This window comes from Adlercreutzia aquisgranensis (genome assembly GCF_943193145.1).
In the GTDB taxonomy this organism is placed as follows: domain Bacteria; phylum Actinomycetota; class Coriobacteriia; order Coriobacteriales; family Eggerthellaceae; genus Xiamenia; species Xiamenia aquisgranensis.
This window is the reverse complement of sequence record NZ_CALPDA010000006.1, coordinates 1-22259: the sequence shown is the minus strand read 5'-3', so window position 1 is coordinate 22259 and position 22259 is coordinate 1. Positions and strand designations below refer to the sequence as shown.

General features: G+C 61.4%; 17 protein-coding genes and 1 pseudogene. 4 read left to right on the top strand and 14 right to left on the bottom strand.

The genetic code is table 11. The annotated features are described in order from the left end of the window. Positions 1-4: 4 nt before the first annotated feature. The gene (locus NFR41_RS04595; protein ID WP_251230900.1) at positions 5-1405 is read right to left on the bottom strand and encodes a response regulator transcription factor; all 1401 of its coding nucleotides are present in this window, start codon (positions 1403-1405) and stop codon (positions 5-7) included. Between the two features lie 180 nt (positions 1406-1585). On the opposite strand from NFR41_RS04595, the gene NFR41_RS04590 reads away from it, so the two are divergent. Next, positions 1586-3376, top strand: a complete 1791-nt coding sequence (locus tag NFR41_RS04590) for an FAD-dependent oxidoreductase (RefSeq protein WP_251230899.1) — start codon at positions 1586-1588, stop codon at positions 3374-3376. 201 nt (positions 3377-3577) lie between these two features. Further along, a complete protein-coding gene (locus NFR41_RS04585; protein WP_251230898.1) occupies positions 3578-3883 on the top strand; it encodes a cytochrome c3 family protein in 306 nt (101 codons plus the stop codon). A 59-nt stretch (positions 3884-3942) separates the two neighbouring features. On the opposite strand, the gene NFR41_RS04580 is transcribed toward NFR41_RS04585, so the two are convergent. From NFR41_RS04580 to NFR41_RS04565, 4 genes are all read right to left on the bottom strand, one after another. Beyond that, on the bottom strand, positions 3943-6657 hold the full coding sequence (locus tag NFR41_RS04580) for a heavy metal translocating P-type ATPase (protein WP_251230897.1): 2715 nt from the start codon (positions 6655-6657) through the stop codon (positions 3943-3945). A gap of 12 nt (positions 6658-6669) precedes the next feature. Next, positions 6670-7026, bottom strand: coding sequence for a metal-sensing transcriptional repressor (locus tag NFR41_RS04575; RefSeq protein WP_251230896.1), 357 nt, complete (start codon positions 7024-7026; stop codon positions 6670-6672). A 263-nt stretch (positions 7027-7289) separates the two neighbouring features. Continuing rightward, positions 7290-8810, bottom strand: a complete 1521-nt coding sequence (locus NFR41_RS04570; RefSeq protein ID WP_251230895.1) for an IMP dehydrogenase — start codon at positions 8808-8810, stop codon at positions 7290-7292. A gap of 237 nt (positions 8811-9047) precedes the next feature. After that, positions 9048-10061: an Rpn family recombination-promoting nuclease/putative transposase gene (locus NFR41_RS04565; protein ID WP_251230894.1), complete on the bottom strand. Its 1014-nt coding sequence runs from the start codon at positions 10059-10061 to the stop codon at positions 9048-9050. 377 nt (positions 10062-10438) lie between these two features. On the opposite strand from NFR41_RS04565, the gene NFR41_RS04560 reads away from it, so the two are divergent. Together NFR41_RS04560 and NFR41_RS04555 are read left to right on the top strand one after the other, a co-directional pair. Beyond that, positions 10439-10810: an arsenate reductase family protein gene (locus NFR41_RS04560; RefSeq protein WP_251230893.1), complete on the top strand. Its 372-nt coding sequence runs from the start codon at positions 10439-10441 to the stop codon at positions 10808-10810. 136 nt (positions 10811-10946) lie between these two features. Next, positions 10947-12503: a DUF2130 domain-containing protein gene (locus NFR41_RS04555; protein WP_251230892.1), complete on the top strand. Its 1557-nt coding sequence runs from the start codon at positions 10947-10949 to the stop codon at positions 12501-12503. A gap of 63 nt (positions 12504-12566) precedes the next feature. Here NFR41_RS04555 and NFR41_RS04550 read toward each other — a convergent pair whose 3' ends face one another. The 9 genes and pseudogenes from NFR41_RS04550 to NFR41_RS04520 all read right to left on the bottom strand — a co-directional run. Then, entirely contained in the window at positions 12567-13790 is a 1224-nt protein-coding gene (locus NFR41_RS04550; protein ID WP_251230891.1) for an ATP-binding protein, read from the bottom strand. Positions 13791-14387: 597 nt separating this feature from the next. Further along, positions 14388-15599 carry a hypothetical protein gene (locus tag NFR41_RS04545; RefSeq protein WP_251230890.1) on the bottom strand — a complete coding sequence of 404 codons (1212 nt, stop codon included), beginning with the start codon at positions 15597-15599 and terminating at the stop codon, positions 14388-14390. 128 nt (positions 15600-15727) lie between these two features. Next, complete coding sequence (locus tag NFR41_RS04540; protein ID WP_251230889.1) at positions 15728-16333, bottom strand: hypothetical protein; 606 nt, start codon at positions 16331-16333, stop codon at positions 15728-15730. A gap of 101 nt (positions 16334-16434) precedes the next feature. Further along, positions 16435-17028, bottom strand: a complete 594-nt coding sequence (locus tag NFR41_RS04535; RefSeq protein ID WP_251230888.1) for a hypothetical protein — start codon at positions 17026-17028, stop codon at positions 16435-16437. Positions 17029-17697: 669 nt separating this feature from the next. Further along, positions 17698-19308: a serine/threonine-protein kinase gene (locus NFR41_RS04530; RefSeq protein ID WP_251230887.1), complete on the bottom strand. Its 1611-nt coding sequence runs from the start codon at positions 19306-19308 to the stop codon at positions 17698-17700. Between the two features lie 143 nt (positions 19309-19451). Continuing rightward, positions 19452-19943, bottom strand: a pseudogene (locus NFR41_RS10590) (PP2C family protein-serine/threonine phosphatase); the annotation flags it as partial. A 141-nt stretch (positions 19944-20084) separates the two neighbouring features. Further along, entirely contained in the window at positions 20085-20414 is a 330-nt protein-coding gene (locus NFR41_RS10585; protein WP_432762688.1) for an FHA domain-containing protein, read from the bottom strand. Between the two features lie 260 nt (positions 20415-20674). Then, positions 20675-21301, bottom strand: coding sequence for a 4Fe-4S cluster-binding domain-containing protein (locus tag NFR41_RS10580; protein WP_432762691.1), 627 nt, complete (start codon positions 21299-21301; stop codon positions 20675-20677). 26 nt (positions 21302-21327) lie between these two features. Next, positions 21328-22259: AAA family ATPase (locus NFR41_RS04520; RefSeq protein ID WP_251230885.1), on the bottom strand; the 932-nt coding region annotated here is incomplete at its 5' end.

Genomic DNA, 22259 nt, shown 5'->3' with positions numbered 1-22259 from the left:
CCCCCTAATGGCTGCGCTCCGATGGGATCATGTTGAACAGCTCGCCCTTGGTATGGATACCGAGCTTACGGTAAATCTTGCTGATATGCGCCTTCGCCGTTCCGGGCGCCACAACCAGGCTTTCGGCAATCGTAGTCGCGGTCTTTCCCTTGAGCAGCAGCTTGAGTACCTCGAACTCGCGCTCCGTCAGTTTGTACGACGCCATAATCCGCTCGGCGAACTCATTGGTGTCATACTCGTTTATGTGATCGAACTCCTGACGGACGTCCCGCTCGATCATCTCTTTTCTTGCGGCGACGTTGCCCACCATAAGGCACACAACCAGAATCATGACGAGCGCTGCGGAAATCACCGTATGCACCGCATCGCCCGAAAAAGCGCCGACGTACCCGTCAACCACGGAGAACAGAGCACGGCCGCCGTAGATCCCAACATACAGGGACAGAACCAGAAGCGACGCGGCCCGAAGAGGGCTGAGGTTTTGCTTATGGCAAATCGAGCAATGGAGAATGGCCACAAACACTAGGAAGGTGTAGCATCCCAGATTGACAAGGGTGAGGGAGAACGACGCTGCCGAGGGGCTGAAAAGCGAAATGGCGATTCCCGCCATCGTGAGCGGCGCGGCAATGTAATAGAGCATCTGGATGCTGACCCTGCCCGAAGCCAGAAACACGATGGCGCACAGCGCCGCGGAGTAGATCGTCAAGCCCCAGCTGAAGGACGCATGCAGATCGTGAAGCGAGATGAAGCATGTCGAATACATGAGGCCAAACCCCACCAGAAACGTTGCCGCGAAAACGCTTATGGGCAAGTCGGCGAAGGGGCGGTGCGCAAACCGCCGAGAAGCAACCTCCGGGATTTTTCGACGCCCTGTGCGCATGCATACGCCCCCAAGCAACACGTAGGCAATCTCGGAAACCAGAAGACGCGCCCCAAACAGGCCGAGCAAAAACCAGCACAGCGCACCAGACAAAGCCGTGAACAACAGCCCGAACAGCAGGTTGACCACGTTGTCGAGCCGGCAAAGCACCTCGAACCACAGAATAATTTGACTCGTGAAATAAAAGGCGAACAACGCAGCCGAAAGCCATAGCGGAGCCTGAAACATAAGGCAGAGGAACGAGCATACGCCCGCAACACACGATGCCGTTGGGAGGAATCGACTGAGACTGCGACGCGTCAAGTAGCTGGCAACAATGTAGACCAGCAATATGATGCAGCTCGCCCCGCAGAGGATATCCGGAAACGTTGCCCGTGGAAGTACCTCCACAAGGCCCAGCCTATGGTTCAGATAGAACTGAAGAGCCAATGCGAACGCCGGGCCGACCATAAACCAATAGCCCCGATAAATCCTCAAAGCCCCTTTGAGCGTCGGAACGCTCGGCAATCCACGCAAGCAGCCCACGGTCCCCTCCCTGGTTCATGCGGTAGGGCAACAGTGTAACGGTTGGGGTTACGAAAAATAACCCTGTTTTTCAGAAAACCCCGTCTGAGGTTACGAGGGTTATCTGGATAACCTCGAAAGCGAAAGCCCAGCTGCAAGGGGAATTGCAGCGGGAAGGATCCAGAGAGGGAAGGAAATGCCATGAAAGAGATTTCTCGTCGAAGCTTCCTCACAGGTGCCGCCGTTGCGGGCGTCAGCGCCGCATTCGCGGGCACGCTTGCCGGTTGCTCCACGACCCAGGAGAAAGCGCCGGAGACTCCTGAGGAGCCCAAGGCCCCTGCAACCGACGCCACTACCGAAGCTGCCGCTGCGCCTGCCGACCCAGCGCCGGCGCCGACACCTGCCACCGACGGTAAACCCGCTTGGATGACGGCGCCGGACCCCGTCCCCGAAGACGAGATCGTGGAGACGACTGATTGCGAGATCCTCATCGTGGGCGCGGGAGTCGCCGGCTTGCCCGCCGCCATGATGGCTGCCGAGGCGGGCGCCGACGTGCACGTGCTGGAGAAGGGCGGCTCTTTCGGCGTTGCTCGCCTGTGCACCGCCGGCTTCAACTCCGACCTGCAGAAGAGTCTCGGCCTCACCACCGACCGCAAAGACTTCATCATGAACACGTGGGCCATCACCAACGGCGTGAACGGTCGCATGTCCTCCTACGGCCTGTGGTTCGACAACTCCGCCGAGTACATCAACTGGCTTGAAGCGGCCTTCGCCACCAAGGGCTACAAGCTTATCCCGGCAGCGTCGCTGGAATACAAGATCACCAACGATGGCATCGGCATGGCCGGCGCCAGCGAGCTGTGGCAGTGCTATCCGCAGATGATTTATTTCGCGAACGAGGACGGTAGCTTCTTCGGAACGGGCAACCCCGTTAACTGGACCCAGGTCATGGAGGAGTATTCCACCGAGCATGGCGCCGTGTTCCACTACTCCACCCCGGCTCTGTACCTCGAGCGTGACGCATCCGGCCGCGTCACCGGCGTTATCGCGAAGAACGAGAACGAAGACTACGTCCGCTTCAACGCCTCAAAGGGCGTGCTGCTAACCACTGGCGACATGGCCGCCGACCACGATATGATGGAGTACTACAACCCCGACTTGGCGAAGGTTGTCCGCTACAACATCAACCAGAACGACTCCGGCGACGGTCAGAAGATGGGAATCTGGATCGGCGCCGAGATGGACACCGCCATCTGCGCCGATATGTGGTCGTTCTCGGCCATCATGATGGACGGCAAGCTGCCCGACTTCCTTGACGGCACCCACTTCTACGCCGGCGTCGCGTCGCTTCCCGGAAACCTCATGGTCGACACCACCGGACGCCGCATCGCTGCGGAAAACCTGCCATTCCAGGCCTACTCCGTACCGAAACTCACCTGCACGCCCGACGGCATGACCTGGTCAATTTGGGATTCCGCCTGGGAAAGCAAGTACCCTAAAGACGGCTACTTCGTCGAAGACTACTGCACCTCGAACACCCAGGAAGAGGTGGACAAGAACGTCGAGAAGGGCCTGACGTTCAAGTTCGATACCATCGAGGAACTCTGCCGTCACTGCAGCTTCGACGAGGAAGTCTTCATGGCCAGCTTCAATCGCTACAACGAGCTGTGCGACCTGGGCGAGGACCTGGACTTCTACAAGGATCCGGTCTGGATGTGCAAGCTGGACACGCCGCCGTTCTACTGCTCCAAGACCTGCTCTTCCATGACGTCGACTCGTGGCGGCCTCAAGCAGGACGAGCGCATGCGCGTGCTGGACACCAAGGGGCTTCCCATTCCGGGACTGTACGCTGCAGGCAACACCGCAGGCTCTTTCTACGGCGACGTCTATCCTCCCAACGTCATGGGTTCCGGCATCGGTCACGGACAGTGCTTTGGCTGGCTTGCTATCCGCGAGATGCTTGGGCTGGACTACATCCACGCGAATATCTAGAGAACGACCGAAGGACGAGGTAGATTGATGAAACTTAGCCAGAAAAAACACCCGCTGCTTATCGCGGGAATCACCGCAGCCCTTGTTTTCGCCCTGGCTGGCTGCGCGTCTACGACCAGCAAGGCACCACAGGACACAAGCCCCTCCCAAGAAGAGAGCGCTGCGCCCACGGGAGGAACCGAAGCGCCAGTGGGGTCCCTTATGGCAGCCCACACGCTCGGCCAGCTTGACGGGGTGGCTCTCGAGGACATGACGTCGAAGTTCTGCCTCTCCTGCCATCCGCGCAGCGCCATCAGCGAGGCAACCCAGGACTACGGCGGAACGCCCGGCTACAACCCGCACAAGTCCCATTACGACGCTGGAGCGTGCACGAACTGCCACTCCGTCGACGGACAGTCGGTGCTCGCCTGCGACGAATGCCACACCGAGGACTGCCCCGAGGGATGGATTCCCGCACCCCGCGGCGAAAACCCCGTATGGGACCTGAAGAAGGCCTTCAAGGAGTAGCCCCCCTAGCTGACTCCTCGCAAGGGACCCGAGAACCTCGGGTCCCTTTTGCATGAGCCCTATCCCTTGAAGCGCTTGAGCAGCAGCGAGTTGCTGACCACGGACACGCTGGAGAAGGCCATGGCGGCACCGGCCAGGGCGGGGGCCAGGATGCCCACGGCGGCCAGCGGGATCATGATGCAGTTGTAGATGAGCGCCCAGAACAGGTTCTGCTTGATCTTGCGCATGGTGGCCTTCGACAGGCGCACCGCCACCACCAAATCGGACAGGTTGTTGCGCATGAGCACCACCGAGCCCGCGTCCAGGGCCACGTCGGTGCCCGAGGCCATAGCCACGCCCACATCGGCTGCGGCCAGGGCAGGCGCGTCGTTGATGCCGTCGCCCACGAAGGCCACCACCGGGGCCTTCGTGCCGCGGCCGTCGGCCCCGCGGTCCGCTTCGGCCTGCGCCCGGGCCTTCACCTCCTGCACGCGCTCGGCCTTCTGCAACGGCTTCACGCAGGCGAACACGTTCTCGGAGGCGATGCCTACCTCGCCGGCCACTTCCAACGCCGGCGCCAGCGCGTCGCCGGTCACCATGTAGCTTTCCACGCCGAAGTCGCGCCGGAGCTGCTGCAAGGCGCCGGCGGCACCGGGCTTGGGCTGGTCGCGGAAGACGAACGCGCCGGCCTCCCGCCCGTCGACCTCGACCGACGAGCCCACGAACACCCGATGCCCCTCCACGACGCCGCTCACGCCCTTGCCCACCACGGCTTCGAAGTCGACCACCTTGGGAAGGGCCTGGGCAAGCGCGCGGGCGTAGAGGCCCTGCACCTCCTTATCGGTTGCGGCCTTGCCGTCCACCTGAGGAGTGCGGGCGGCGTTGGACAGATGCGCCTGGCGGTAGGCCTCCCGCACGGCTTCGCCCAAGGTACCCGTGCTGGCGGCATAACCCACCACGGCCCCGGCCAGCGGATGCTCGCTCAGCACCTCCACCGCCGCCGCCAGACGCAGGTTCTCGGGCGACACCGAGCACTCCACCACCTGGGGCTGCCCTACGGTGAGCGTGCCGGTCTTGTCGAACACGGCGTCGCTCAGGTGGCACACGCGCTCAAGCACCTCGCCGTCCTTGATGAGCACCCCCAGCTGGGCGCCGCGCCCCATGCCCACCATGAGCGCCGTGGGGGTGGCAAGGCCCAAGGCGCAAGGGCACGCCACCACGATAACGGCGATGGCGGGCAGCAGCGACTGCTGGATCAGGGTCTGCACGCTCTCGGGCGGCACGAACAGAAACCATGCCAGGAACGTGATCGCCGCGATGACCAGGATGGCGGGCACGAACACCGAGGCAATCTTGTCGGCCATACGCTGGACCGGGGCCTTCGAGCCCTGAGCGTCCTCAACCGCCCGCACGATGCGCGCCAGCGTTGAGTCCTTCCCCACCCGCAGCGCCCGCACCGTAAGCGAGCCCGTGGTGTTCGACGTGCCGCCGGTCACTTGGGCGCCGGCCTCCTTCAGCACGGGAAGCGCCTCGCCGGTGAGCATGGACTCGTCCACTTCCGAGCGGCCCGACACCACAACACCGTCCACCGGCACCTTCTCGCCCGGACGCACCAGCACCGTATCGCCCGCCATCACCTGGGCAAGCGGCACTTCCTCCTGCTTGCCGCCGCGCAACACCCAGGCCGTGGGCGGCGTCAGGTTCATGAGCGCCTCGATGGCCTGGTTCGTGGCCCCCTTCGCCCGCGCCTCCAGAATCTTGCCCAGCAGCACGAAGGTGATGAGCATGGCGCAGGTTTCGTAGTAGGGCATGCCGCCGTTGATGGAAAGCGATTCTTCGTTGGTCCAATCGCCCCACATCAACGGCAGGAACGTGATCCACAGCGAGAAGAGGAACGCGATGCTGGTGCCCAGCGCCACCAGCACGTCCATGTTGGCCGAGCCGCTTCTGAGCGAGCCGACCGCCCCCTTGTAGAACCGCGCGCCGCAGCCGAACTGCACGGGAACGGTGAGCACCAGCAGCAAAACATTGGCCGCGAACATGGACTGGACATGGGTGGGGTCGGCCGCGAACAGGCCCGCCAGCCAGTGGCCCACCGCCATATGCCAGCCGGGAACCATGCCGATGCAGAAGATGGCGGCGGTCAGCGCCACCGAGATGCCGAGTACCTTCAGGTCGTGGCGACGGCTGGCCGCTTCCTTGGCGCGGCGGTTCTCGTCGACCATGGGGGCGTCGTCAGGGATGACCTCGGCGGAAAACGAAAGGTTGTCGAACACGCGCAGCATGTCATCGACGGAGGCGCGGGCCGGGTCGAACTCCACGATGCCGGTGTTGTTGGCCAGGTTCACGCTGCAGCTCACGACGCCGGGCGTCTTGCCGTAAGCTTTCTCGATGGTTGCTGCGCAGTTCGCGCAGTGCATGCCGTCGATGGCGATGCGCAGCTTGGCGGGGGGAAGGTCGGCGGGCGCCTCGTCCGCGCTGCCGCCTTCCGCCTGCTCGGCTGCGGCCTTCTGCGCCGCCTCGCGCGCCTTCTTCTCGGCTTCGGCCGCAAGCGCCTCGGCGAAGGGGTGCGGGCCGCTATCGGGCATGACCGCCACCTGGAAGTCGGTATCATCCAGGGCATGCAGCAGGTCGTCCACGGTCGCCTGCGCCGGGTCGTAGGTTACGCTGACCTGCTGGCCGTCCAGGTCCACCTCCACCGACGAGACGCCGGAAACCGCTTCGTAGTGCCTCGTCACGTTCGCTGCGCAGTTCTTGCAATGCATGACCGCCACGGCCAGCCGTATGGTTTCCACGTTGCACCGTCCTTACATGAAGCGGCGGATGAGCGCCATAGCCTCGTCCACCACCTCGTCGTTGCCGCCCCGGATTTCCTCCACCACGCAGGTGCGCATATGCTCGGCCAGCACCAGCTCCGACACGCGCCGCACCGCGCTTTCCGCAGCCGCCAGCTGGGTGAGCACGTCGCCGCAGTAGCGGTTCTCCTCGATCATGGCCTTCACGCCGTTCAGCTGCCCGATGGCCCGGTTCAGCCGCTTCTGCACGTCGGCCTGCAGTTCCTGGCTGCGCGGCGTCGCTTTGCTGCGGCAGGAGCACTCCCCTGCCGAAGCCTCGTCCGATGCCGCAACGGCCGGTCTTTTCGTCGCCGCTGTCGATTCGCCCATAGGCGCTCCTTCCGACTTGTCGTTTTGGCCACTATACCCCCTGGGGGTATTTTGCGCAACTGCTTGTATTCGGCATTCCGCAGAAGGAACGGGGAGGAGCACCCTAGCCGCCGCTTGCCGCCTGCGCTCTAGCCGCCTGCCGTCCGCCAGCGCAACCGCTCCGCTGCTCCATCGCCGCCGGTCGCCCGCCGCGCGCACCCCGGCAACGAAAAAGCCCGGCCGATACCGACCGGGCTTCCGTTCGCGAACGAATCAGACGCAGGCTAGCGCGTGTTGCTAGCGAAAGGCGCCTTGTCCTTCAGCAGCACGTCGTGGGCGCCGCCTTCCACGATGGAGGTGGCGGACACCAGCGTGAGCTTGGCCTTGTCCTGGAAGTCGGGGATGGTGAGCGCGCCGCAGTTGCACATGGTGCTCTTCAGCTTCAGCAACGTCACGTCCATGTTGTCCTTCAGGCTGCCGGCGTAGGGAACGTAGCTGTCCACGCCCTCTTCGAAGGACAGCGACTTCTTCTTGCCGCCCAAGTCGTAACGGCCCCAGTTGCGGGCGCGCGCCGAACCCTCACCCCAATACTCCTTCATATAGGTGCCGTTGACCATGACCTTGGCCGAGGGGCTTTCGTCGAAGCGGGCGAAGTAGCGGCCCAGCATCACGAAATCCGACCCCATGGCCAGCGCCAGCGAGATGTGATGGTCGTAGACGATGCCGCCGTCGGAGCAGATGGGCACGTAGACGCCGGTCTCGCGGAAGTACTCGTCGCGGGCCTTGGCCACCTCGATGACCGCGGTCGCCTGGCCGCGTCCGATGCCCTTGGTCTCGCGGGTGATGCAGATGGACCCGCCGCCGATGCCGATCTTCACGAAGTCGGCACCCGCGTCGGCCAGGAAGCGGAAGCCCTCGCGGTCCACCACGTTGCCCGCGCCGATCTTGACGTCGTCGCCGTAATGGTCGCGCACCCACTGGATGGTCATCTTCTGCCAGTCGGAATAGCCCTCGGAGCTGTCGATGCACAGCACGTCGGCCCCGGCCTCCACCAGCGCCGGCACGCGCTCGGCATAGTCGCGGGAGTTGATGCCAGCGCCCACCATGTAGCGCTTGTGGGTGTCCAGCATCTCGTCGGGGTTTTCCTTGTGGGAGTCGTAGTCCTTGCGGAACACCAGGCTGACCAGGCAATCGTTGCCGTCAACCACGGGTAGCGAATTCAGTTTGTGCTCCCAGATGATGTCGTTGGCGGCCTTCAACGTAACGTCGGCGGGCGCCACGATCAGCTTCTCGCGCGGGGTCATGAAGTCGGCCACCTTCTCGTCCAGGCTCATGCGGGACAGACGGTAGTCGCGCTCGGTGACGATGCCCACCAGCTTGCCGTGGGCGGTGCCGTCGGCGGTGACGGGCATGGTGGAGTGGCCGTACTGCTCCTTGAGCTCCACGACGTCGCCCAAGGTCATGTCCGGCGACAGGTTCGCATCGGAGGTGACGAAGCCGGCCTTGTAGTCCTTCACGCGGGCCACCATGGCCGCTTCGCTTTCGATGGTCTGGTTGCCGTAGATGAACGACAGGCCGCCCTGGGTAGCCAGCGCCACGGCCATGCGGTCGTCGGAGACAGCGGCCATGATGGCGGACACCATGGGCACGTTCAGGGAGATGGGGCATTCTTCCTGTCCCTTGCGGTACTTCACCAGAGGCGTGCGCAGCGACACCGCAGCCGGCGTGCAATCGGCGGGCGTATGGCCCGGCACCAGCAGATACTCGTTGAAAGTACGGGACGGTTCATCGAAATAGAATGCCATGTATCCTCCATCGCGCGTCGTGGTGCGAGGTCGCCGTCCGCAGGCCGCCAGGCGCTCCGAGGGCAGCTCGGAAGCATCCCGCCAACCTGGGCCACGCGGGCCTCCCGATTGGTAGTGGGCCTATTATAGCCACTTCGACCTAGGGCAACGCGCGCTCGCACCGTCGGTCGAAATAATCGACAGAAAGAAGGGCGGGGTGGGCGCAGAGGCCACGGAGGTTCTTGCAGCCGGATGCGCTCAGCACCCGTATTCCCGCATGAGGGCGGCAAGGGCGCCGGAGTCGGACAGCGCCTCAATCAACTCGCTTTCACGTCCTTCGGCCTTGAGGGCGGCAGCAAGGCGAGACACGGCGGCCCGCTCTTCCTCGCGGCCCTCCTCGCGACCTTCGGCGCGGCCTTCCTCGCGGCCTTCCTCGCGACCTTCCTCGCGACCTTCGGCGCGGCCTTCGGCCACGGCCTCTTGCCGGACGGCGGCGAGCTTTTCCTCGACCTCTTCGGCGACCTTCTCGGCAACTTTCTCGGCAACCTCCTGCCTTGCCAGGATGCTGTAGCGCATGCGCACGTTTTCCTCGTAACTCATAACCGAGTACACCTGCTCCACCCACTTCCGATCGCCGTTTGCGTGCCGCACCGCCGCGTCGACCCTGTTCACGAAAGGATCATCTTTGCGGACGCTGCCTGTTGCGACGTATTCTAGCACGGCGGCGAGCTCGCGATGCGTCTCCCCCTTGTAGGCGCTCGCATTCAGAACGGTCCAATGGCTCTCGTCGCCCACATGCACCTCGGCGCTCTCGGCGCACGCCCGCTCGAGGTGATAAGCCGGAAGCCCCAGCCCAAACGCATCGAACGTGCAAAGAAAAACGATGAAGCTCTCCCGAAGGCAGCTGTAATCTTCCCCTTTCCGAAGGTGATGGACATCGAGCGTCGACTGGTAATAGCGAAGCCGCTTGCCGAGGCTCGGCTCGGAGCGAGCCTGCATCTCCACGTCGATCACCCGCCCATCGTCGGCGGCGACCACATCCATACGCACTCCCCGCGCTCCGATAACCGGCTCGATCGTCTGCTCGACGTTGTTGTCCGTCGAAGGCTCCAGCCTCACCCCCGTAACCACCTCGGCCAGCTGCCGAAACAGCTCGGGGTCAGACATCACGCGGGTGAACATCGCGCTGTTGGAAAGCGGAAGGTCCATCATCAATTCGTCCTCGTTTTCCGCCGCAACGGCGAACCTCTCGCCCGTGCCATACTTGCCCATCGCTCCTCCTCGCCCCATGCGTTCGCTGCACCTTCAAGGATACGAGCGCATGCTGGCAAAACGATGACAGGCAACCACGCAGCCTGCGGTGCTGGATCATGCAGACGGGACAGGCGAACCGGCATCGCTTTGATCGCAGATCGCGACCGAAGCGGAGCCGGCTCGATCGGAAACGAGCGTTAGATGTTTCAGGAATCTGGCAGAAAGCGACATCGGGAAGCGGCGCCTCGTACACCGCACGTCCTCTTTGTCGCGCAGCGCCACCCTGGCAAGCGCACTTCCCCGCTTTCGACGCATGACCAGCCGCGCCGCGCCGCCGTGCGGTACAATGGCCGGCGCCGAACGTGCATGCCCGCGACTACGAACCAGGAGTCCCCATGGCCCAGCGCGCGCTCTTTCTGGAATACCCGAAGTGCTCCACCTGCAAGAAGGCCAAGGCGTGGCTGGATGCCGCAGGTGCCGACTACGCCGACCGCGACATCGTGGCCGACAACCCCACGGCCGACGAGCTGCGCCGCTGGCGCGAGCTCAGCGGGCTGCCCCTGCGCCGCTTCTTCAACACCAGCGGCATGCTCTACCGCGAGATGGGCCTGTCGGAGAAGCTGCCGACCATGACCGACGAGGCGCAGTACGCCTTGCTGGCCACGAACGGCATGCTGGTGAAGCGCCCGCTGCTGGTCACGGATGAAACCGTCATCCCCGGATTCAAGGAGGACGCGTGGGCGGAAGCGCTGGGGGTTCGGGCGTAGCACATCGCGCACCTGAAATCTACCGAGCCAAGACCCCTTTCTGGGACACCGCTGAGAGGCCCCCTGCGGTATCATCTCTCCCATTAACCTGCGCACCCGACGCAAACCGCCGCGCCGCCAAACCGGAAGGACAGCCATGAGCGAAATCAAGTGCCCCCATTGCGGCAAGGCCTTCACCGTCGACGAGGGCCAGTACGCCGAGCTCCTGAGCCAGGTACGCACCAAGGAGTTCGAGCAGGAGGTGCACGCGCGCCTGTCGCTGGCCGAGGAGAGCCGCAAGCAGGAAATCGCCCTGGCGGTGTCGCAGGCCGAGGAGGCCCTGCGCGCCCAGCTGGCCGAACGGGACGGGCAGCTGGCAGCCCAGGAAGAGCGCCTGCGCGCCCGCGAGGCGGAGCTGGAACTGGCCGCTCAGAGCGAGAAAGCCGAACTGAAGCGCCAGGTCGAGAGCCTGCGCGCCCAAGCCCAGTCGCAAGCCGAGAAGGCCGATGCGGAGCGCGACCTGGCCGTGAGCAAGGCCGTAGCCGCCGAAGCCGACCGTCTGCACGCCGCGGAGCGCGAGCGCGACGAGCTTGCCCAGCAACTGAAGGCCGCCCAGCAGCAAGCTGCCGTGGAGTCGCAGCTGGCCGTGTCCCAGGCGCTGGCCAAGGCCAAGGACGAGCAGGCTGCCGTGGAGCGCGAGCGTGACGAGCTGCGCAACGCCGCCGAGCGCGCCCGGGACGAGCTGAAATCGCAATCCCAGCGTGCCGAGGCCGAGCTCGCCCGCGTGCAGGCGGAGGCCCAGGCGGCGCTGGCCGAGAAGCTGGCGGCCAAAGACGAGCTCATCGCCGACCGCGAGCGCGAGATCGAGCGCATCCAGGACATGCGGGCGCGCCTTTCCACGAAGATGCTGGGCGAAAGCCTGGAGCAGCACTGCGAGGTGGAGTTCAACCGCCTGCGCCCCACCGCCTTCCCCCGCGCCTACTTCGAGAAGGACAACGAGGTGGTGGAGGGCACGAAGGGCGACTTCGTCTTCCGCGACTTCGACGAGGAGGGCAACGAGATCGTCTCCATCATGTTCGAGATGAAGAACGAGGCGGACGACTCCACGCATCGCAAGACCAACGAATCGCACTTCAAGAAGCTGGACTCCGACCGACGCAAGAAGGGCTGCGAGTACGCGGTGCTGGTGTCGCTGCTGGAGCCGGAGAACGAGCTGTACAACGCCGGCATCACCGACGTGTCCTACCGCTTCGAGAAGATGTACGTCATCCGCCCGCAGTTCTTCATCCCCATCATCACGCTGCTGCGAAACGCCGCGCTCTCGTCGCTTGGCTACCGCAAGGAGCTTGAGGCGGTGCGCCAGCAGAACGTCGACGTCACGCGCTTCGAGGACCAGCTGGCCGACTTCAAGGACAAGTTCGGGCGCAACTACCGCCTGGCGTCGGAGAGGTTCCAGAAGGCCATCGACGAGATCGACAAGTCCATCGAGCACCTGCAGAAGATCAAGGAGCACCTGATTGGCTCGGAGCGCAACCTGCGCCTGGCCAACGACAAGGCCGAGGACCTGACCGTGAAGCGCCTGACCCGCGGCAACCCCACCATGAAGGCCCTGCTGGACGAAGCCCGCGAGGCGAAGGCGGCAGATGCGGGCGCCGCGGAAGGCGAAGAAGCCGACGTGTCTGACGCCGAGCTGCTGGACGACCCCGGGGAGTAGAGGCGAGCCGACTCGCCTAAGCGCTCCCCACGCAGGCCGTCCGGCGGCCCGCGTGGGGAGCGCTTAGGGCGCGAGGCAAGTAATCGGCAGCACGAAGACGCCGCTTTTCGTGCGGTATTTGAAATCGGTCTTCCCCGTAAGGACCGCAAGGAACGAAGGTTCGGGGTTCCTGGCAGCAGGGTTAGCCGCAATCTTTGCCGCCAGCCTTAAGAGGCTCCGCTCGGCCGCGTCTACCTTGTTTGCCCCAAGCTTTATCTCGAAGGCGCCCCACCTCCCATCCGCAAGCTCGACGACGGCGTCAACCTCGAGCCCGTCCGAGTCGCGATAGTAGCGCAAGGAGTTCTGCCCTCCTCCTGAAACCGCTTGAGCGTAGACGGCGAGGTCGCGAAGGCAAAGCTCCTCGAACAACTGCCCGAAAAGCTGCAGGTTGCCCATCAGGCCCCGCGGATTAACTCCCAGCAACGCAGCCGGAAGCGACGGGTCGGCGAAGACCCGCTTCGGCTTGGTCCTAAGCCGCCGGGGCGACTTTATCGGCGCATCCCATCCCGGGAGAGCCGACACGACGTAGTGCCTTTCCAGCAACTCGACAGCCGCCGTGACCGCTTGCCTCATGGTAGCCGTAACCTCCTGCACGCCGAACACGTCCTTCGCCAGCGTCTCGTAGGTTGCCGCCGACCCCACGTTCCTCGCAAGAGACCCCATGAGGGTTTTGAGCTGGTCTTGGCTAAGCGGTGTCTTGCTGCGGGACGATTCGAGGAATGCGTCCAGATAGCTCCCAGGTACCAGCTGGGCCAGCTCTTGGGGCAAGGAGATGGACGAGGGCCAGCCTCCCCGGCAAATCAGCTCCGCCAAGCGAGCGAGATCGGTTTCGACGGGCCCGCTCTCGAAAATCCCGTCGAAGAGCGCCACAAGGGAGACCGACCCGTCGGAGGCCCCCGCCTCCAGGAGCGTCATGGGCCACATGCGCAATCGGGCGATTCTCCCCGCGCCGCTATGCACGGTCCCGCCTCGCGCAGGGGACGACGACCCCGTGAGAAGGTACAACCCTTTCCTGCCGCCTTCGTCGTCTATCCTGCGACGCACCGCATCCCAAATCTCGGGAACAACCTGCCATTCATCGATCACGCGAGGCAGCGTGCCCGCCAGAACCGCCGAGGGGTCGATTTCGGCGAGCTGCCGCGCTTGCCGGTCGACGAGGCTTATCTCGCTTGAGGCATGTCGCTCGGAAGTCCATGTTTTTCCGGACCACATGGTTCCCGCGATCTCGACCGCCCCGAACGCCTGCAAATACAGCTCGACCGAGGAATCGATGATGCGCGGGATGTATCCCGGTTTCTCCACGAATGCAAACTCCTCACCTGGGGTGTTATAAAATATCGGATTGCATTCTACAAAATATCGGATTGAATCTTATAAAATATCGGAGCGAATCCTGCAAATTGCCGTAATACCAAGAACGACCCGCAACGGCAATCCGAAGCTCCTGCTGACGTTCGACGACGAAACGACCGTCCTGACCCAGGACGGCGCAATCGAACATAACCGCATCGAACCCGAAACCCTCGCGCTTCCTCTTGCCTATCAGGCAAGTGTGCGAAAGCGACCAGGGGCTACGCCCCGTACTTCGCGCCTCGGCCCCGCCCCTCGACGGCGACCGCGCCGCCTTCCGCGAGCTTTTTGAGGGACCGCAGCGCGCTCATCCTGCCGATCCGAAGCGCCTCCTCTATCTGCACTCGGCCCCGAGGACCCCGCTCGTTCAGCAAGTCGACGATCGCGCGCTCCTGCGCGTTAAGCCTCGCCTCTGCCGGCACAACCCCGATTCGATCTTGAGGCAGCCGCCTTTCTTTTGCGAAAAGACACAAGCGAAGAGCCAACTCCTCGCGGCTACAGCACCTGAATCTGCGACGGGGATGTCACCTCGATGTTGCACACGTCGTTGTATACGTAGATTACGCCTGTTACGCAAACCGTTTGGCCCGCATACATAGCTTCAGGCGCTTCCGGGAATGCTGGCCTGTCCTCGCCCCAGATGACGACGGAAACACGGCTCTCATTCGGATAAGCTGCCCCCAAGTCGAGGAACGTAGGCGCACCATTGCTCGAGCTGGCATAATTCGAACCTACCACCGATCCGTAAACCGTCACGAGCTCCCCTATGTGCTGAGATGCATCCTGCCACGAAATCGCACCTGCGGGAACCGCAGTCTCCCCGCCCGCCTCGGAAGAGCCCGCGCTATCTCCGTCCGCGTAACTATTCTCCGCATCGCCAATTCGCAATGTGGTGTAAAACGTTTCTGCGTATTCGGAGTATTCCACGACATCTTCGTTTGAGTAGTGGAATTCGATTGTATACCAATTGCCGTCATAAACGAACTCAACATCCGAGCAGAGATTCTCTTCGTCAAACAGGACAAAACAGTTGATCCCGCCGACGCTCGTAAAACAATCTTCGTAGCCAGCAAAGTAATCGGCTGCCTCAGTTATATCTTGGAGGTCGGTCGACTTGGCTGCCATGTAGAGGGACGGCCCGTCAGCTCGATAGGACGACGCGACGCCATAGCCGTCGGCGTCGGGACTTATCCCATCATGAAGGTACACCAACTCGATTGGTGCGTCGAAGGAGACGTCGTTGTATCGAATCGTTCCGACGTAAAGCTGATCCCCTGGAATAATCCTCTCAAAGTAGAGCAACGCATCGCTTTGCTCGGCGACAAGACGGCTTCCTTCAAGTTGGAACCGCGCGTCGCCTATCCTTACGCCCTCGCCTATGGGCTCCCATTCGCCCATCAGGAGCGTTTTGGGGTCGCCACTTCCATTCTCGATCTCCATGACTCCGCCGAGTTTGCCATCCTCAAGGGTGAGCAGAAGGTAGGGATACAGCTCCCTGGCCTCCGGTATCAGCGCGTTGAAAGAGATCACGGTTCCATCGTGTTCAAACCCCGAGCAAACCCATAGTCCTTCGTAGTAGCCCTTCGAATGCGCAGGGGCGCTTTCGGGACCACGATTTGAATTCGAGCCACTCACGCAACCAGCGGTAATCAAAACAACGGACGCAAAGACAACGCAGAGAAGAATGGTCTTGCGAAGTAGCTTCATGTTTGCTCCTAAACAAAACGATGGCATTACCTTTAAAGGGGCTAGCGATGCCGCAGCAGAGAGACGCAAAGAGAACAGCAAGCGCGCCCTCCCTTAGACTTCAATTTCGATGCCCGGCAAAGCTGCTACTACGACTTCGCCCACCACTGGAAAGAGATGGGACCATCGTCGATATTGAATTGCAGCGTGTCATTGTAGACGCTTAGATATCCAGTGACGGAAAGCCACGCCCCGCCGCCAGCAACGTCGTTGAGCATCTCTTCTAAGTCCCCCAGCGATTCAGCCCAGATGACCAAAGTCACGCGGTTTGCGCCGGGATACGCTTCGCCAATATCGACGAATATCGGCATGCCGTAAGAGTCCTTCGCCTGGTAAACCTTCTTTACGGGACCAACGACCGTACAGTTTGTCCACGCTTGATCCCAGGCGTTGTACCACCTTTCCGACTCGGGCACCTCGAGCAGCGTTGGGTTGTTGGTCGGCCAGCGAGAATCCTCGTATTCCGGCTCGGGAACGGGAGCCGACTCGCTTTTCGCTTCTGGCTTTGGCTGCGGCAAGTCTCTCGCGCTGTCTTTCTGACTCGACCCGCCATCTTGCTTTTCTTGGCTTTTCTTAGCAACGTTCTCGCTCGCAGGAGCGCTCTTCGAAGGGTCTGAGGAACGGTAGCAGCCTCCCAGCCCAACAAGGCTAAACATCAGAAGGATCGACACGATAACACTTGTCAGTTTCCGCATATCAAACCCCTTTCTAACAGCCTTCCTGCATACATCTATCGACTTCTGTCATACGCTTTTCAAACATTGGTTACCTGGTACGGCGAGAGTCATAAGCAATCCTATCCGCTCACACCCCGAATAAATGTTATGAAGAACGAAAGTATTATTGCAGACACGAAGATACATTTTGCAACAAACTCTCCAATGCCGTACGGCCTGCCTGCAGGACTAAATCGCCTAAGCACCGAAGAAGCAATTGCCGCAGGCAAACAGCCGACTCCCGCAGATAGAGCGACAAGAAACACCGCACCTGGGTAACCGACGAAGGCGAACAGCCCGGCCAACGCTCCCTCTACGCTTCCCGCAAGCGCTGCGAATCGCCTTGCGGTAACCCTCATTTCGCCCCCGGAATCGGCGCGGGCAGCCATGACATCATCTACCGCAGGCTCCCCCGTCACCAGCGGCGTGCCTTCTTGCTCTATTCGAGTCGCATCTTGCCCGGCTACCTCCCCCATCTCCAGCTCCGACGGATGCAACGTCGAAAGAGCAGCGCATGCCATCGCCATCGTTCCAAGGTCATGGTCGGAAGAAACCCCGACCAATTCGGCCACGCGGGAAACCCAGCTATCGCCTGCCGAAGCTCGCTCGCACATCTGGCGCGCCTGCTGCACAAACCCAGGCACAGCAGCTACAGCCGAGGTTGAGTCGCTCATGATGCAGTACGCACCTCCTCCAAGCGAAACAGACGGTCCTCAATGTCTCGCAAGACCGTCCACGCGAACCAAAACGCTAGAGCCGACAGAGGGGCAATGAACCATGTCGCAGCCGTAGCCGCCACCCCCGCAGCTCCACCTGCGACAGCAGCTGAAATAAAGCTTCTATCGGCGTCCAGAGAAAGCAGTCTGCCGCATGCAGCAGAGGCAATCGCCCCACCAGACAAAATGGAAAGAGCGAAACTGAAATAATCCAAGCGAGGACCGTGCCAGAAACCCCATGCAAAGGACGCTGCAATCACCAACGAGCAAGACAGGGTAAAAGCGCACGCCATCGCAAACAGCACTCGTCGATAGAAAACCCGTACGAACGCACAGCGAGCATCGAGGACGCCGCGGCGTTCCTCATTCACCAAGCCAGGCATGTCGGGAAGAACAGGCTCCCTGCTAAGCACTGCAGAAGCAACCAAAAACGTCCCTAACGCATCGTCGTCCGCGGCCCTCACTGCGGAAGCAACGCCTTCCGCCCACCCCTGCGAGTACGAATAGTTCCCCGCTAGAGAGCGAGCTTTGGCAGCCGCAACCCTACGGAACTCGTCTCCTGCGTTCGCCCGCGCAGAGACAAAGAGGAGAGAATGCCTCCCGCTCACCCCTAACCATCTCCGGTGACTAACCGTCATTTTCTTTACCACCCAGCTCAAATGCCGACTGGAACAGCTCCGGCAAGTAAACCCGCATGGCCTTCTCGGCAAGCGCCTTCCTATCGTCGGGCACCAACGCCACAACGGCGTTTGCCTGCTTTTTCCATTCACGCAACTTAAACGCCGCCCCCGCGAGCGCAGCGTCGCCCCTTATCTCAGCCATCACGCCGAGGATGTTCGAGTCAAACACGCCGAAGAGCCACGCCTCCGCCTCCTTATCACCCAAAGCGCATTTCTCGATTTGGGCCCTCAGGGAATCCGTGTCCAGAGCCAAGCCCTTATACGCCGGGGTCGAGCCGGGATCGAGAAGATGCTGCAGGCGAACCAGCTTTGCGTCGGGATGCTCGGGGAGCGTTGCGATAATCTGAGCTTCATCCTGCAGCCCGAAACGGCCGAGAAATGAAAGGGTTGTCTTGGGCGGGCGACCCATCCATTCCTGAGCGGCTCCAACCCAATGCCCCCTTATAAGTTCCGCAAGCTCTTCCGGACTCGAAGCCAACGAAGGGCTCCATTCGGGCTGGAACGAAATCGGCTGCGCATTGCGATGGGGACCTCGTACCTCTTCCCTAAAGACCTCGGGAGACCCTCCGCCCAACCACAATGAAACTTCTTGGTATCCCCACCTTCGGTCCCTATCGTAAGTCGTAAGCCCATCAACGAGCATAGCCCAGCGCTCATCTTGGACGCCCTCCGAGGAGTACTCGCCTTTGACGCAGCAAACAAGCGCGTCGTTCGAGCTCATCGGCGTACCGTCTGGTCGACTGAACAGGGGCCGCCCGACGCATAGCTCGTAAACGATTGCACCGAGCGAAAACCAGTCGGATCGCGGCGATGTCTCTCGATTGTGAACCTCGGGAGCTGCGTAAAGCCAGGTTCCCTGGGCACGCGTTGTCAGATGCGTGATGCTCCTCTGGACTTGCGCGAGCCCGAAGTCGGTCAGAACCAAGTCGATCGGCTGCAGACCCCTAACAAGAATGTTGGACGGCTTAATATCGCGATGCGATATTCCGCCCCCAAGATCATGCAAATACCTGATCGCCTCGGCGATCTCCTCCACCATGCGAATCCGATCCCCCTCTGGAGGAATCGGCGTCTCGTCCAAATAGCTCCGGAGCGAACCGAGAGGGTAGTACTCCTGCACCTCCCATGCGTCACGTCCGTCATCGTGATAGTCAATCACGCGTGCGGTATGCTGAGAGTCCGCCTGAACCACCGCATCCATAACCAGGGGATCGGGATGGATGCCGTTCCTGTAATACTTCAGCACCAAAAGATCGCCAGACGAGCGGTCCCTCACGAGACACAGGTCAGCCTCCGCGCCGCGCGAATCAATATCCCTTACCCAGTCGAAGCGACGAGAGATCTCAGCCGGAAGGTTGATTCGAGAGCGGCCTCCTCTGGGCACCTCTCCGATCAGTCCTTCTTTGCAAGTCTGAATCTCCGCGTCGCACGCATCTCCAGAAAGTTCGCGAACCGTATCCGCATACAAGCCGCCCTCCACCACCGTCGGCGTCTCCGCAGGCGTCGTTACGTCGGCTTCAGCTTCCGTAAGATCGAAATCTGGCGTTTCGTGTGCCATGTTTAACCCACCACTATATCCAAAACGATGACCGAGCAGTTGTCCTTAGCCCCACGACTCTCGCAGGCGGAAACAACAGCAAGCGTTGCCTGTTCTGGGCATTGCCCTAGATCGCACAGCGAGACTAACTCGTCGGCCCTCAAGGTTTCCCACACGCCATCGGAGCATATGATGAAGCGCTGCGAATCAACTCCGTAGGGCAGAAGAACACTGTGGGCGTCAAGGTCGACACATCCTCCCACTGCCTGACTCAACGCCGACGACCCATCACCAACACGATCGTCCTCGCTCAAAACGGCGCTGTACTGCCCTATTTTTCGATAGATTCTGCAGTCCCCCACGTTTGCCAGGAAGACTCCCTCATCAACGAGGGCGACCATGGCGAACGCCGCCCCCATGTTGGGAGCTCCACAAACTCGGCCAACATTGGCAACTGCTTTGGACAGATCGGTCACCCACGCATCGAAGGGCGCCCCCTCGCCATCGGGAACAATATCCGTAAGTCGCGTAGCAACCAAGGAGGCCGCCATCCTACCGCCCTCGTATCCACCCATGCCGTCGACTACCGCAGCCAGAAAGAACTCTTGCAGATTTCCAGCATAGAGCAAAGGCCTGCCGCTCTCCTGGGTGAGCATCCCTCCCACCACTACCGCATCTTGGTTCTCTTGACGCGTCGGTCCTACAGTTGTCGCGCCAGCTACGCTTAGCGACACGCGCGCCATCTCACGAGCCTCAGAAGGCGCTGCCGCTAGCCTCACGTGATCCATTCACTCTCCCTACTCGATATACAACTCAACGCTCTGCCCTAGGCGGATGCGAACGGGAAGCACTGCGGTTCTCAGCTCGCCCTCCCTAAGAGGCGCCGAGTCTTCCCCTACTCGCGTCCCGTTCATCGAGCCCTCATCCCGAACCGTAACGGTTCTTCCGTCCGAGCCAACGAAAAGACTGCAATGCCTTCGTGATACCGTCGAGAAGCACCCCAGCTCCTCCGCAATGCTCCGATTCGAACACCCCCTTCCGATACGCTCTTCAACCCCCAGCCCGAGCTCAACGCTTCTGCCAGACGGAAACCTAAGGAAAACCGGCCGAGCCTCACGCTGCGTCATGCCCGCCGGGCGTAATTCCTCGCCGCATTGTCCGCATCGTTGTTCCCCGGGCCCATTTTCAAACCCACATCTCTCGCAAGCAAAGCGATTAAGCGAGGCAGTGGAAGCCTCTGGTCTGGCGCCTTCGACGCCAGATGTCCCACTGCCGCTTTGCGCGTCCTCTTCTACCGAACTGCCCCCTGAAGTGGGCTCGGGTATCTCAGTCAAAAATGTCGGGCACCAATCATCACCATGCTCCTGATGGCACAGTGGACAAACAATCAACCCTGCCACGAAACCACCCCGAATCGTATTCCCCTGCTCCTGAGCTCTCTTTCCATGCGGCCAAGATCTCCCGCTCTCGTGATTCCAGCAAAAGACAAATCGCCCGCCCCAAGGGAGTACTGAATTACATGGCGCGATCCCACCGCGCCAAAGTCAAGATGTCTGCGCCCGCGCGTAGTAACGCAGACGAGTTCCTGATTCCCGCTTCCAAAAAGGGGGTTTGCTGACGGCTCGTTCTCTCGATACGGGCCGCACACAAACGCATCCCCTGCCGCCCAGAGGCAACGAGAGCGAGCAGCGGCCTCGTCAGCGCCCATCCCCGTGTAAATCAGGACGTCGAATTCTTTGCCTCGTCGCGGATCGCGTTCTTCTAGCGTCGCCCTAAGCAACGCTACGAAACTCGCAACTGCATCCGCCTGATCAAACGGCTCTCCACCGGTAATAGTCACGCCAACAGCGTCTTCGACGATAGCAATTCCGGCAACGTCGTAGGCCAGCAAAAGTTCTTCGACGGGCTTTCCACCGTCATAGTCCCATGTATCATGCGCCGAGCATCCCGGACACTTTCGGCCGCACCCCTGAACCCATAGCGCAATCCTTTTGCCGAAGCCCAGGGTTGTCACGGGATATGCAAGGCGATTAACCCGAATCACGACTCTCCCCCATAAACCAGGCGAGGCGCACCATCTTCGAGAGCAACCACATCGCTCACGACAATCGTTTGACCCGATCCTCCATCAAATAGGGCCCGCCCAAGGGGATTGACCAAGAGCTCCTCTAGCGCATTGGCAATTCCCCTCCCTCCGTTAGCAAGATGGGCAGGAGCGATAGCGGCGTTTACCAGGGATGTTCTTGCCTGGTCGCTCAAGACTACAGTGCTGCCAACGCGTATCCTTACGTTGGAGAGTATGTTGTCTATAAACTTATCGGCCAAATCGTAAGCAACCTGCCCCTGCATCGGGTGAAACACGACGATGTTATCCCCCAACCTCCCAAGAATCTCGGGCCTGCCCAGCTCTTCGCGGAAATGCCGTTCTACCGCCTCCCGAATCGTCCGCTCGTATCCCAGCGCTTCCTCTGGAATCGACATGTCAACGTTCAGAGCACTGCCTGCAGCAGCGACGCCTTGGTTCGAGGTAAAGATAATCAGGGACTCGTTGAACATAGCGGTTCTTCCCGACCCATCTGTCAGACGGCCATCGGACAAAATCTGTAAAAAGAGGTCGTTCACTTCACGCCCCGCTTTATCCATCTCATCAAACAGGATGATAGAATGCGGCCTCTCCCTAACAGCATTGGTCAGCTCGCCCCCCGAACCGTACCCAACATAGCTCGGCGGCGCTCCCACCAATCGTATTTTTGCATGGTCATCCTGAAACTCAGACATATCAAATCGAATCAACGCCTGCTCATCTGCGAAAACAAGCTCGGCTATCGCTTTCGCCATTTCCGTCTTACCCACTCCAGTCGGCCCAGCAAAATACAGAACCCCCCGAGGCATAGATGTACTGCCTCCCATTTCTTGGACACGAGAAATGGGAGGCTTCTTTATGCCATCAGACCTTAGGATCAGATACGACG

Excerpts from the sequence above, each read along its gene's own strand:
- NFR41_RS04590 (WP_251230899.1), top strand. The coding sequence starts at position 1,586 with ATGAAAGAGATTTCTCGTCGAAGCTTCCTCACAGGTGCCGCCGTTGCG.
- NFR41_RS04585 (WP_251230898.1), top strand. The coding sequence starts at position 3,578 with ATGGCAGCCCACACGCTCGGCCAGCTTGACGGGGTGGCTCTCGAGGAC.
- NFR41_RS04575 (WP_251230896.1), bottom strand. The coding sequence starts at position 7,026 with ATGGGCGAATCGACAGCGGCGACGAAAAGACCGGCCGTTGCGGCATCG.
- NFR41_RS04570 (WP_251230895.1), bottom strand. The coding sequence starts at position 8,810 with ATGGCATTCTATTTCGATGAACCGTCCCGTACTTTCAACGAGTATCTG.
- NFR41_RS04565 (WP_251230894.1), bottom strand. The coding sequence starts at position 10,061 with ATGGGCAAGTATGGCACGGGCGAGAGGTTCGCCGTTGCGGCGGAAAAC.
- NFR41_RS04560 (WP_251230893.1), top strand. The coding sequence starts at position 10,439 with ATGGCCCAGCGCGCGCTCTTTCTGGAATACCCGAAGTGCTCCACCTGC.
- NFR41_RS04555 (WP_251230892.1), top strand. The coding sequence starts at position 10,947 with ATGAGCGAAATCAAGTGCCCCCATTGCGGCAAGGCCTTCACCGTCGAC.
- NFR41_RS04545 (WP_251230890.1), bottom strand. The coding sequence starts at position 15,599 with ATGAAGCTACTTCGCAAGACCATTCTTCTCTGCGTTGTCTTTGCGTCC.
- NFR41_RS04540 (WP_251230889.1), bottom strand. The coding sequence starts at position 16,333 with ATGCGGAAACTGACAAGTGTTATCGTGTCGATCCTTCTGATGTTTAGC.
- NFR41_RS04535 (WP_251230888.1), bottom strand. The coding sequence starts at position 17,028 with ATGAGCGACTCAACCTCGGCTGTAGCTGCTGTGCCTGGGTTTGTGCAG.
- NFR41_RS04530 (WP_251230887.1), bottom strand. The coding sequence starts at position 19,308 with ATGGCACACGAAACGCCAGATTTCGATCTTACGGAAGCTGAAGCCGAC.
- NFR41_RS10585 (WP_432762688.1), bottom strand. The coding sequence starts at position 20,414 with ATGACGCAGCGTGAGGCTCGGCCGGTTTTCCTTAGGTTTCCGTCTGGC.